Genomic DNA, 12,255 nt, shown 5'->3' on the forward strand with positions numbered 1-12,255 from the left:
TTAGTGCACTAACGTCACAGGGCCTATTAATCCGGCTTCTCGCAAAGGCGCGCTGGGCTCGTAGGTTGGTAGTGCTGTGAACGTGGCTTTTTTGATGTTCGGCCGCTGATCTCCAATGAGGCGATTTACCCATAAATTGGTGACTTCCACTTCCAGCGTATTGCGGCCCGGCTTTAACGCGTGATTCACCTGCAACCGCATGGGAGGCATCCAGTCCACCCCCAGGGCTTCGCCGTTAATCCATACTTCAGCCAAATCACCTACCTTGCCAAGATCCAACCAAATGGGCTGCTCGGTATCCAGGCCGTTGGGCACATCGAATTCGGTGCGGTAACGCGCGTTGCCCGAAAAATAACGCACCGCGCTTTTGCCAGATTCATTCAATGGCATCAGTGAAGCAAACCGCAAGGCCAAACTTTGACCAAAGGGATCGGTGAGAACCACCTCCCAAGGATTATTCAACGCCAATAACGTTTTTTCCGGGCGCTTTAATTCGCGACTCGCCACAGCCTGCTTTGGAAACACAACAAAATAGGCCTCCTCCGGAGCAAACTGCAACAGCACCTGGGTGTGGTGTTGAGTTTGCGTAGCATCCAGTTGGTGCGCTTGGCCAAACTCTGCGTGCCACAATTCAGGCTGTGCGCCCGTGGTACGGAAACGTGCGTTGACGTGCACTGGCTTATTGCTACGGTTGGTCACAAAATAAATATCGGCATCGGCACTGCGGCGATGTAAAAACTCAACAGCTTGGCCATCGCCTTCCACTTGGTAAGAAAAATCCGGTGCTATTTTCAGTTGCTCTAACGCTGCGGTTAAATCTTTGCTGTTGTAAACCCGGCCTTTGCCATATCGGGTGACATCGGCGTTTTTCCACAAACGGTTTACTAAGCGGTTAAATGCTTTGTTGTTACTGTTAAGGCCAGGCATGGCCGTTGGCGCTGCGCCCACCAAGGTAGCGCCCTGCTTTACCCGTTTAGCGATCAATTTCAGAGTTGCCAAGGTCATTGTGTGGGAACTGCCGCCCAGGTAAAGCACGCTATAAGCATTGCCGCTTTTATTCACCAATTTCCCGTGGTCCACGACCAGGGCATCTGCCAGGGCCTGGGCATTAACAAAATCGTAGCGATATTGGCTGGGTAATTGATCTCCCAGGCCGGCCTGGAACTGCGACGTTAGCGGGGCTTCCTCGCCGTAAAAATAGGCGATGTCGGCAACGTAATGGCCTTGCTGCAACAAATAACTACTGCGACTGAGGTAGTCAATCCAGGGCTTGGCTTTCGCAGCCCAGGTATCAAAACGATTAAAATATTGGCCAAACACCGCCAGCGATAACCCCGGCAATAAATCCTCTCGCGGCTGGTGAATAGAGGTATGAATAATCGGCCGGTTAATCCCGTCGACAAATTCTTGATCGGCAATGTGTTTTAAATCCGCCGGCCCCATGGCCCAGGGCGAGTACATTGAGGTCATGGATTCCGCGGCAACAACCGTTCTGCCATAAACGTGCGCCACAGAAGCAGCTCCTTTTAAATCCGCGTAGGCGGTGGGCTGGGGTTTGCCACCGTGGGGGTAGGCCCACAATGCCGCCATGGGTACATCGGCGTAACTGCGCATGGCAATATCATCACCTAACACTGGACGGCCATTTTCCAAGGCCTCGCCATACACCTGCAGGCCGTGCTCATGGGCAACCTCTGCCACTGTTTTATAGTGTTCAGTGGCCAACAACTGCACCAAGGTTTGGCGAAAATCGTAAAGGAATTGCTCGGTCTGCTGGCGGGTTTCTACCACTAGGCCGGTTAATGCCGGCAGCCAGGGTAAGAGATCGTAGCCGTTAAAGTGCTTAAATTGTTGCAGCATTTGCGGCGTCCAATTGGCTGGGCCGACCTCAATGCTGTCATTTAACATCCCGGTTACCCCGGCTTCTTTTAATGGCGTACCGCCCAGGGCTTCTTGGTGCAAACTTAAATAGGTTTCTATGTAACGACGCACTGCTTGCGCGTCTAATTTATCCACCTCCAGACCAGTGGCATCTTTAGCTGCAGGGTGATTGGTTTTACCGGTGAGCGAATAACCCATCTGCAATACCAACCAGGTTTCACCCTGGGGCGGCTGCCAAGTTAATTCGCCATCCTCGGTAATCGCGCCCGTAATATCAATAACGGTTTTCGCTGCGATGCCGGTTAGCTCGCCGCCCGACTCCACCAGGGCGTAATAATCCGGCGCCAGGCTGAATCCCGCCTTACTTTCGGCTCGGTGTACGCGAGGCTCGTTAAATAATTGCCACTGAGCCACCGGTAACGCATCGTTACCCCCGGTTTTAAAAACATTCATTCGCACCGCACCAGGCACGCCAGGGCTGGGGGCTGTGGCTGTTACAGGGTTGGCCGAAAATAACAGGCGGAATTCCTGCGCAGTCACCGGGTCGAAACTGACCGTGGTAGGCGCTTCCGATAAAGCGACTTGGGCTAAGGTCTGCCATTGGCCGTCTATTTTAGCTTGCACCTTCGGCAGGTATTTAGGTTGACCAAACGGAGGCACGGCATTGGGAATATAAATTCTCGATGCTTGCACACTCACCGCCTGGGGGTAGCGATATTCGATACTGGCGGCTTCCCCTTCCACCAACGGCAAACCAATGTTGGACTCAAAATCATCGTCTAACAGGGCTGCACTATCAAGGGTCTCTCCTTGCGCATCTACCGCTTGCGGCGCGGGCAAGGAAGCGTGGGCCCATGGCATGGCTAACGCGACGATAGGCTTAGCATACTGGTAGGGTGAGTGAGCCTGGCCACTCAGCGGGTCGTGAAAGGGGACGTTTTGGAAGGGGCCGCTAACGCTAGGTAGAGGCGCTAAGGTGTTGCTTGCTCCACTCACCAAGGTACGCGACCACACCAGTTTTTTCATCCCGTCTTTTTCTTCCACCCAGGGGCCACCGGTTTGACTCCAACCGGGTGACGCTGCAATGGCGTAGTCTAGATTGAGTTGTTTGGCACGCGCTAATGCTAGACTAAAGCTTTCTTGCCATGCCTCGGATAAATAACCTACCGGAGCATCCACAATGGTTGGCGAGCCCAGATGAGCATTAAATTGCTGCAATCCGCCCAGGCCAATATCGCTCATCCACTGCAAATCTTTAGCGGCGTTGGCGTTATCCACATTGCCACTCAACCAATGCCACCAGGTGTGGGGCTTAGCTTGATGGGGAGGGTTTTGAAACTCCTGCCACAGGGTACTGTTGCCAGCGGCCACGTCCGTGGATTCACTGAGCTGCGCGGTGGCCGGTAATAACAGACCGCCGGTTGCACAAATGAACGCAGCCGCTTTGACTGCGCAGCGAGTATTTTTCATTACCACTCCAAGGGTTCTAATATTCGAAGGCGGATAATGCCATTAAAGATTAAGTCAATAAACGCTGGGAGGCAGATTGGCTTTTGCGTTTGGCTTTACCCGGCGATACGGGCATTTCTGATATGACGTCTAATGTTCGTAGGCGGCGAAATAAAACCGCTGAGCAGGCGCGCCGGGCATCCTCTATCGAAACGGTGAACGGCTGTTGGCTGATTGCTCTATCCATAATTTTTCTATCTATAATTTCTCTACAGAAAAAATAGGCGCCCGAAGGCGCCGAGCTAGCTTAGAATGAATACTGAAAGGATGCCCCTACCGTGCGCTGAGCCTCACGGGTGGTCCAGTTGACGTAACCACCGGCATCACTGAACGGTAAGGTAATAACGGCGGACTGGAACTGTTCGTCAAACAGGTTGCGGGCAAATAACGCCAAGCGCCAGGTCTCTTCCATATCGCTTAAACCAATATTTAACCCCACGGTGCTGTAGGCATCCTGGGTGGCGTACTCATCGCCCACATCGTAATAGGCCTTACTGCGGTAATACACGTTGGTGGAGAAATCGAATACCAGGTCGTCAGATAAATCCTGGTTGTAGGTAAAACCCAGTACCGCCGAATGTTTAGGCGCACCGTTTAATGGGTCACCGGCGGCTTGGTACAAAGCAGTATCCGCCGTGGAACCTGGCGCACTGCATTGGGCCGCCACCGCAGCGTCGCCTTGCAGCAGAATATAATCCGGGCAAGAGGTCACGTAATCGGTAAATTCAGTATCCGAGTAGGTATAGGAAGCATTAATAATTAAATTCTTAGCCGCCAACCAAGTTGCATCAAACTCAAATCCTTTGGCCTCAAAGCCGCCGGCACTTTCAGTTAAAAACTCCAAACCGTTAAACGCAGAGGTTTGCATATCTTCGTATTTGTCGAAGAAAATATTACCGTTAAAGGTTAAGCGGTTGTCCAGCAATTGCGATTTAAATCCAGCGGTGAAATCCACCACGGTTTGTGCACCTACCTCAGAGCGGGTGCCAGTTAACCCGGAGAAGGTTACGGTTGGACCAAGGTATCCGCGAGCAACCGTGGCGTAGTACATCACGTCATCACTGGCAGTGTACTCAAAGCCAAAGCGACCAGACCAGCCGGTGTCGTCAGTGCTGCCCGTTTCCATGGGTCGAGCTTCGTAATAAAGAACTTGCCCAGCCACCGGCGGCCCAGGCGGCGATGGCGCCCAGTTGGGGTCAACGTTGGAATAACTCTTGGCCTCTACCTCGTCATACTGGAAACGCAGGCCGGATATCATGCGTAAATTATCCGACAGCGCCAGGGTTCCATCAAAAAACACAGCCGCGCTTGAAGAATCCGTTTGCGTAGTGCTCAAACCGCGAGAAATACTGACAATAAAGGGGTTAAACGGCGCTGCTGGGCGCAGTTGTGTGGTACTCACGTCATCGGCATCGCCGGTGTCGCGGCGGGAATAATACAACCCGGTGGTGTACTGCCACTTATCACCGCTATAAGACAAGCGCAATTCTTCGGAAAAATACGCTTGGTCCAAGCCGTAGTTGGTCGAGGTAAAGATCTCGGTACTGGAACCATCAATGGCGAAAATATGATCACCCTGATCCAGCACGCGGTAAGCACTGATGGAAGTAAGATCGTAATCACCCAAAGCCCAATTGACTTCTACCGATGCTCCATAATTTTCTTCGCTGCTGTAGGAATCAAATTCTTCGGCGGACTTGTTGTTGTCATCGCCAACGGTGATGCCCAGAGTTTCAAAATTGCCGAAGCGCGCGGCCATAATCGGGTTACTAAAACTGGGCAAACGATTTACCGTCCAGGTTTGCAACGGGCCTTCTACGTTGCGCTTGGAGTAATCGCCAATCACGTACACGCTCAAGTCATCACTGGGCTCCCACAATAACTTTGCCCGAGCACCTTTAGAATCTTGGCCACCCCAATCTTTATTTAAGGTTACGTTTTCGTAAAAACCGTCATGCTCTTGGTGATACAGATAAACACCAGCGGCCAAGGTTTCGGATAACGGAATATTAAAATTCGCATTAACGTTGGTTTCATTTAAGTCAGCGTAGGAAACAAAGACTTTACCGCCAAATTCATCAAAGCTGGGTTTAGCGGTGGTGATATTCACCACGCCGGAGGACGCGTTTTTACCGAACTGCGTGCCCTGGGGGCCTTTGAGCACTTCCACGCGCTGCAAATCCCCCAGGCTTGATACTGGGTTGCCGAACGGGATAACCACGTTGTCCACCACGGTTGCTACGTTAGATTCCGATGAACTGGAAAAACCACCGGCGGTACCTACACCACGCAGGCGAAAGCCGGCGTCGTTGGGCGATTCACCAAACTGCACACCAGAAAACTGAAATTGAATGTCTTCCAGGTTTTGAAAGCCATTTTTAGTAATGGTCTCGCCGGAGATGGCCGATACGGCCAAAGGTACGTCTTGCAAGCTTTCTGCGCGACGGGTGGCAGTAACCACCACTTCTTCTAGCATTAATTGCGAGCTCTCTTGCGCAATCGCGGTGTTAACAAATACCGCCGGCACCATCGCCGCCATGGCTAAAGCCAAATTATTTTTATTCATTTTCTATCCCTTATAGTTGGCCCATAAAGTTCGGCCCATAAAGTCTGGAACGGATAAACCGGATCATTGTGTTGTGAGGAAGTGTGCAGCCGAAAGCGCTGCAGAATATGACGTTGACTTGATTACCTCGTTTGCAATTTTATTTTTCTTGTGAACACCCTTAGGCTATCAATCGCCAGACCCCCAAGTAAAATAATATTTTTTTAAAATACCATAGGCTGTGGTTATACTAACCGACGAGAAGAACACACCAGCGCCACGTTGAATTGGAGGTTAACCGGTATGAAAACAGACCCGAGAGCGCTCAAGCTCTTTTTAGCGGTGTGCCGCGAAGGCACCATCAGTGGCGCTGCCCGCTCGCAACACCTGTCCCAGCCCTCAGTGTCAGTGGCCATTTCACAACTGGAACGGGTACTGGACACCAAACTGTTTGAACGCAGACGCACCGGGATTGAGTTAACCCCGGCCGGAGAGGCCCTGCACCGCCGCGCCCAGGCCATGGAGCACCTGCTAATTGCGGCTGAGCGCGAGGTACAGCTGGTAACCGAAAACATCACCGGGCCGCTGGTTATTGGAGGCACGCCAGGGGCGCTGGCCACCGTGGTTCCTAAAGCGTTAAAACTGCTACTCTCCGAATACCCGAAGCTGGATATCCGTATCATCGAGCGCAAGGAGCCCAGCCTGCACGAGCTGCTACGTACCTACCAACTGGACTTGGCGGTTTGCACCACAGCCATGAACGAGTGCCCGGAGGACTTAGAAGAACTGACGATATTGTCTGATTCATTTTCACTGCTGGCCGGCGAGCAGAACAGCCAGCTGCCCAGCGAAATCTCTCTCACCGACTTACAAGAGGTGCAATGGGTATTGCCCGATGCCCAGGGCAGCTTCCGTCGGCAGATCGATACTCTGTTTATTCAAAGTGGCATCCCCATGCCCGCCAATGTTATCCGCAGCGACTCGCTGCTCACCACCAAAACCCTAGTGCGCGACACACGTTGCATAACCATCCTGCCGGATTACGTCGCCAATGCAGAGCTGGCGGCGGGCCAGTTACGGGCCATTAAAATCAAAGAAACCGGCGTGCAACGCAATATTGGCCTACTCTGGCTGAAAGAGAGAGCCAACGGCGGCATACTGCAATCCGTTATCGACCTGTTGAAGGCCAGCCATTGAGCCCCAATGTATAACCTATAACTATGGAATACAAAAAATATACTATTTGAAATTATATCTTTATTTGGGGACAGTAAGGCACTGTAATTAGAGCCCAAATAGGAAACTGGCCATGCGCACAATAATTAATAATGCCCGCATATTTGACGGCACCGGCAGCCCCACCCGGCCGGGCAGCGTTGCGATAGAAAACGGCCGCGTCGCAGCCATAAGCCCTGATAATATCGCACCCCAAGCAGGGGATATCGCCATCGATGCAGACGGCAAAACCCTGATGCCTGGCCTGACTGAAGCCCATGCCCATTTAACCTGGCCCACTTCGGTGGAAAAGTTTGTTCCCGGCATGTTTTTACCCCCGGAAGAACTGGCGCTAACCGCCGCTCGCAATGCTAGAATTTTATTAGATCACGGCTTCACCAGCGCTTACTCCGCCGGTGCACTGAGTAAATCGTTAGAAATTTCGCTGGCCGAGCATATCCATGGCCAAGGACTGCCAGGACCACGGCTTATTCCCTCCTCCGTTGAGCGCGAGCCCCCCAACGATTCAGAATTGGACCCAGGCCATGTGCAAGACCACGGCCGCGGCCCAGAAGCCACCGCCGCGTTCGTAAAAGATTGCGCCGACATAGGCGCAAAGGCGATTAAGTTCTTGATCTCCGGCGAAAGCGCGTTAAAACCCGGCGCCTCGCTGGAGCTGCTATACACTGAAGAGGAACTCATGGCCGCCGGCGAACAGGCTCGAGCCAGTGACGTTTGGCTCACCGGCCACGCCCATGCGGCTGAAGCGGTAAAACTGGGCGTTAAATCGGGCTTCCGAGTGCTCTACCACTGCACCTACGCCGACGAAGAAGCCCTGGATATGCTGGAATCGGTGAAAGACTTTATCTTTGTCGCCCCCACCATTGGCATTGTCCAAGCCACCCTGGACGCCAACCCTCCGCCGCATATGGATATGACCCATATGAAAGAAGACGCAGCGTTGGTGTTGGAAACTCAAAAAGCACTAGTACCGAAATTACGCGAGCGTGGTATTCGATTGCTACCCGGTGGCGACTACGGTTTCCCCTTCAACCCCAACGGCCGTAACGCCCGGGATTTAGAACTGTGGGTTGAGCACTTTAACTACACCCCCAGCGAAGTTCTGCAGGCCGCCACCGCCCTGGGCGGAGAAATCATGGGCATGGGTAATGAACTGGGCTTAGTGAAAGAAGGTTATTTAGCCGACCTATTACTGGTCGATGGCGACCCCACCGAGGACGTGCGATTGCTGCAGGATAAAACCAACCTGCACATGATTATGCAAGAAGGCCGCTTGTACAAAGCGCCCGCCAATTCTCAACACGTTTAAGGAGCGGGCAAGTGTACGACGTAGCTATTATCGGCTGTGGGCCGGTGGGCGCTCTGGCGGCCAATTTATGCGGCAAAGCCGGATTAAACACCCTGGTCATCGAAAAAGAAGCTAACCCCTACCCACTGCCACGCGCGGTACATCTCGACCACGAGATGATGCGTTTTTTCCAAGCCGCCGACTTAATTGACGACGTGGTCGGCGATATGAGAGATACCGAAGGCCACCTACACGTGGGCGCCGACTTAGGTGTGATTCGCTATATGGGCACCAAGGGCCAAGCGCGCCCATTTGGCTGGTCCAACGATTACTTTTTTTACCAACCCGAACTGGAAGACCACCTGCGGGATGCCCTGGCCAAATACGACAATGTCGAATTAAAACTGGGCACTGAGTTTACCTTGCTGAAACAAGCCGAAGGCCAACCGGTTGCCCTAACCATTAGTCACCAGGGACAAGCACAAACCGTAGACGCACAGTGGGTCATCGCCTGCGACGGTGCCCGCTCCAGCGTGCGCAAGTTTTTAAACATTGAATTGGACGACTTAAAATTCGATGAGCCCTGGCTGGTGGTGGACGCTGAAGTGGACGGCCCGGTGCGCTTCCCAGATATTTGGGGCATGCCTGAAGACGCCGACATCCAGCAGTTATCCGTGATGATGTGCGATCCCAAGCGACCGGCCACCGTGGTGCCCGGCCGCGGTAACCACCGCCGTTGGGAATTTATGCTGCTGCCCGACGAAGACCCACAAGCCATGATGCAACCTGAAAACGTAGCGCCGTTAATGGAGCCATGGCTGGGGGCAATTCCCCATAAAATTGTGCGAGCGGCCACCTACCGCTTCCACGCTTTAATCGCCGAGCAATGGCAACAAGGCCAGGTATTCTTGGCCGGCGATGCCGCGCATCAAACACCGCCATTTTTTGGCCAGGGTATGTGCCACGGCCTGCGCGATGTCAGCAATTTAGTGTGGAAAATGGAGCTTATTTTTAAAGGCCTAGCGCCGCGCTCCATTTTGCAGACCTACCAAGAAGAACGCGACCCTCACGTGCGGGCGGTGATCTCCACCGCAGTGGATGCCGGCCGTTACATCTGTGTATTGGATGAAAACAAAGCCGCCGCTCGTGATGCCGATATCCGCGAAAAAGCCGCCAGCGGCCAACTGGCCAAAACCGGCGCCGGTATTATTCCCCCATTAAAAGCTGGCGTGGTGGCCACTCACACCTCTGGCGCCGGAGAGCGCTTTATTCAACCCAGCTTGCAAACTGACAGCGGCGAGCAATTAATGGATAACATCTTGGGCTGCGGCTGGCGCTTATTTGCCGCCAACGCAAGCCTGGCTGCACAAGCCCAACAGACCCTGGCGCAATGGCCCGCGCAATTTAACGTCCGGGTGGTGGATTGCCAAACCTTGGCCGATGCCGGCGCCATCGCCGCCTGGCTAGAACAACACAACGCTAAAACCGTCGTAGTAAGGCCCGACGCCTACGTTTTTGGCACAGCCAACTCAGCCGCAGAACTGCTTAGCCAATTAGCGCAATCACTGTCCTTGGAAATTGAACCATGTCATTAACACTTGCACAGGCCAGCGACATTGCCGCTGGCACCCTAGCCGCCGCCCGCACTAACAACGCCAAGCCTATGGCTGTTGTGGTGCTGGATGCCGGTGGCCACCCTATCACCCTAAGCCGTGAAGACGGCGCCAGCTTTTTTCGCCACGAAATCGCCCACGCCAAAGCCTATGGCGCATTAGGCATGGGAGCCGACACCCGCGCCGTGGCCCAGCGTGCAAAAAATAACCCGGTATTTTTTAGCAGCGTAACCGTAACCGTGGGTGGCAATCTGCCGCTCTCCCCCGGCGGCGTTTTGGTGCGCGACAACAACGGTAATATCATCGGCGCCGTGGGCGTCAGCGGTGACACCGGAGATATGGACGAGCAGTGCGCCCAATCCGGCATTGAAGCCGCGGACCTAGCGCACGGGAGCCAAGCATGAAACTAAGAAGTATCGAAATGGTTCTGCCCCAGGCAGAGGCCGCTGCTAATTACCTCACCGATATTTGGGGCGCAGCTTTAGCCGGCATTCACAACAACACCTTCTACATCCGAGGCTCCGGTACTTTCGCTTATTTGGTAGCGTTGGAAGAAGGCGAAGAAAAATTTGTACGCAGCATTACCTGGGAATGCGAAAGCGATGAGCTGGCCGCGCTCAAACAACGCCTGGCCAAATTGGAGCTTAAAACCAAACCGATAGAGTCCGATGATTTGGGCGGTGGCCAAGGCATTTTAGTTGAACTGGCCGAAGGCGAAGTTTTCCGCTTTTTAACCGGCAGCGAACACGTAGAACCCCTGCAGGGTAAAGATTTACCAGTAAAACTCACCCACGTGGTGTGCAATTCCATTGACGCCGAAGCCAGTGGCCATTTAGTGGAAGAAGCATTGGGCTTTACCGTATCCGATCGCACCAAGGGCATGGTATTTGTGCGCTGTAATCAATCGCACCACTCCACCGCTTTTGCACGTTCCGGTTTTGCTTCGCTCAATCACATTGCCTTTGAAATGGAAGACGTAGACGCGGTCATGCGCGGTATCGGCCGCCTGCGCGACAACGACACCGCACCGGCCTGGGGCCCTGGCCGCCACGGCCCGGGGGCCAATGTGTTTGCCTACTTCATTGCGCCCTTTGGTGCTGTAGTGGAATTTTCCACCGCCGTTGAAATCGTACCCGACGACTACCAAGCCGGCGCACCGGAAGACTGGACCTGGCCACCCAAGCGCATCGACCAGTGGGGTATCTCCGATAAAGATTTCGACGGCCTAAAACAGGCCGAGCAACAATTTTGTTTCCGTCGCGATTGGCAACCCGAAGCGATTAGCTGAACCCGTTTATTTAAAAGGAATCAACCATGAAATACGTTAGCTTTTTACGCCCAGACGGCAGCGCCAGCTACGGTCGCTTAGACGGCGATAAGGTTTACGATTTAGCTCAAGCCGGCAGCCCCGCCGATTTAAAAGCCGCCATTGCCGGCGGCGCATTAGCGCAACTGGAAAACGGCCAGGCCTATGATTACGCCAGCATTAAGCTTCTGCCTGTAGTCCCCAACCCTGGAAAAGTTTTGTGCGTGGGCCACAACTACGAAAGCCACCGCAAAGAAACCGGCCGTGATCCCGTGGCCAACCCTTCTATTTTTACCCGATTTGCCGACACTCTCATCGCCCACGGCGACGATTTAATTTGCCCCAAAGTCTCCACCGATTTTGATTTTGAAGCCGAACTAGCAATTATCATTAGCAAACCCGGCCGCCACATTAGCGAGGCCGACGCCGCTGACTATATCGCCGGCTACGCCTGCTTCAACGATGCCTCGGTACGCGATTGGCAATGGCACACGCGCCAATTTACCCCGGGCAAAAATTTCCCCGGCACCGCACCATTCGGTCCCTTTATGATGACCCCAGACGAAGCCGGCGACATCTCAGAAGTACACGTGATCAGCCGATTAAATGGCGAAGTAATGCAAGATCAACCCGTGAAGGATATGATCTTTCCCATCGCCCAGATTATTGCTTACGTGTCGGCCTTTACTCCGCTCTCACCCGGTGACGTTATTGCCACCGGCACCCCCGGCGGCGTCGGTGCCAAGCGCACACCGCCGGTGTGGTTAAAGCCCGGCGACACCATTGAGATAGACTGCGGCCCATTTGGCGTAATTAAAAATACCGTTACCAAAGAGCAGTAGATAAAAACAAAAACACCGGCCAGAGCCGGTGTTTT

General features: G+C 53.5%; 9 protein-coding genes. 6 read left to right on the forward strand and 3 right to left on the reverse strand.

Features of this window, described 5'->3' with window-relative positions; translation table 11 throughout:
• The 3 genes from ACGHM3_RS18520 to ACGHM3_RS18530 are packed head-to-tail and all read right to left on the reverse strand — an operon-like array spanning window position 1 to window position 5,956.
• The gene (locus tag ACGHM3_RS18520; protein WP_345422378.1) at window positions 1-3,351 is read right to left on the reverse strand and encodes a glycosyl hydrolase; all 3,351 of its coding nucleotides are present in this window, start codon (window positions 3,349-3,351) and stop codon (window positions 1-3) included.
• Window positions 3,352-3,400: 49 nt separating this feature from the next.
• A complete protein-coding gene (locus tag ACGHM3_RS18525) occupies window positions 3,401-3,577 on the reverse strand; it encodes a hypothetical protein (protein WP_345422374.1) in 177 nt (58 codons plus the stop codon).
• A gap of 60 nt (window positions 3,578-3,637) precedes the next feature.
• On the reverse strand, window positions 3,638-5,956 hold the full coding sequence (locus ACGHM3_RS18530; protein ID WP_345422372.1) for a TonB-dependent receptor domain-containing protein: 2,319 nt from the start codon (window positions 5,954-5,956) through the stop codon (window positions 3,638-3,640).
• A 282-nt stretch (window positions 5,957-6,238) separates the two neighbouring features.
• Here ACGHM3_RS18530 and ACGHM3_RS18535 point away from each other — a divergent pair, with 282 nt between their 5' ends.
• From ACGHM3_RS18535 to ACGHM3_RS18560, 6 genes are all read left to right on the forward strand, one after another.
• Complete coding sequence (locus ACGHM3_RS18535; RefSeq protein WP_345422369.1) at window positions 6,239-7,132, forward strand: LysR family transcriptional regulator; 894 nt, start codon at window positions 6,239-6,241, stop codon at window positions 7,130-7,132.
• A gap of 112 nt (window positions 7,133-7,244) precedes the next feature.
• Window positions 7,245-8,480, forward strand: coding sequence for an amidohydrolase family protein (locus ACGHM3_RS18540; RefSeq protein ID WP_345422366.1), 1,236 nt, complete (start codon window positions 7,245-7,247; stop codon window positions 8,478-8,480).
• A gap of 11 nt (window positions 8,481-8,491) precedes the next feature.
• Window positions 8,492-10,054 carry a bifunctional 3-(3-hydroxy-phenyl)propionate/3-hydroxycinnamic acid hydroxylase gene (locus tag ACGHM3_RS18545; protein ID WP_345422363.1) on the forward strand — a complete coding sequence of 521 codons (1,563 nt, stop codon included), beginning with the start codon at window positions 8,492-8,494 and terminating at the stop codon, window positions 10,052-10,054.
• Window positions 10,045-10,476, forward strand: coding sequence for a heme-binding protein (locus ACGHM3_RS18550; protein WP_345422360.1), 432 nt, complete (start codon window positions 10,045-10,047; stop codon window positions 10,474-10,476). The genes ACGHM3_RS18545 and ACGHM3_RS18550 overlap by 10 nt, the downstream gene beginning before the upstream one ends.
• Window positions 10,473-11,360: a VOC family protein gene (locus ACGHM3_RS18555; protein WP_345422357.1), complete on the forward strand. Its 888-nt coding sequence runs from the start codon at window positions 10,473-10,475 to the stop codon at window positions 11,358-11,360. Before ACGHM3_RS18550 ends, ACGHM3_RS18555 begins: the two co-directional genes overlap by 4 nt.
• A gap of 26 nt (window positions 11,361-11,386) precedes the next feature.
• Window positions 11,387-12,220, forward strand: coding sequence for a fumarylacetoacetate hydrolase family protein (locus ACGHM3_RS18560; protein WP_345422355.1), 834 nt, complete (start codon window positions 11,387-11,389; stop codon window positions 12,218-12,220).
• The last annotated feature ends 35 nt before the right edge of the window (window positions 12,221-12,255 follow it).

The organism is Halioxenophilus aromaticivorans, from assembly GCF_042850945.1.
GTDB classification, from domain to species: domain Bacteria; phylum Pseudomonadota; class Gammaproteobacteria; order Pseudomonadales; family Cellvibrionaceae; genus Halioxenophilus; species Halioxenophilus aromaticivorans.

Bases quoted from the DNA above. Each gene is read 5' to 3' on its own strand.
- ACGHM3_RS18540 (WP_345422366.1), top strand. From the start codon at position 7,245: ATGCGCACAATAATTAATAATGCCCGCATATTTGACGGCACCGGCAGC.
- ACGHM3_RS18560 (WP_345422355.1), top strand. From the start codon at position 11,387: ATGAAATACGTTAGCTTTTTACGCCCAGACGGCAGCGCCAGCTACGGT.
- ACGHM3_RS18520 (WP_345422378.1), bottom strand. From the start codon at position 3,351: ATGAAAAATACTCGCTGCGCAGTCAAAGCGGCTGCGTTCATTTGTGCA.
- ACGHM3_RS18550 (WP_345422360.1), top strand. From the start codon at position 10,045: ATGTCATTAACACTTGCACAGGCCAGCGACATTGCCGCTGGCACCCTA.
- ACGHM3_RS18535 (WP_345422369.1), top strand. From the start codon at position 6,239: ATGAAAACAGACCCGAGAGCGCTCAAGCTCTTTTTAGCGGTGTGCCGC.
- ACGHM3_RS18555 (WP_345422357.1), top strand. From the start codon at position 10,473: ATGAAACTAAGAAGTATCGAAATGGTTCTGCCCCAGGCAGAGGCCGCT.
- ACGHM3_RS18530 (WP_345422372.1), bottom strand. From the start codon at position 5,956: ATGAATAAAAATAATTTGGCTTTAGCCATGGCGGCGATGGTGCCGGCG.
- ACGHM3_RS18525 (WP_345422374.1), bottom strand. From the start codon at position 3,577: ATGGATAGAGCAATCAGCCAACAGCCGTTCACCGTTTCGATAGAGGAT.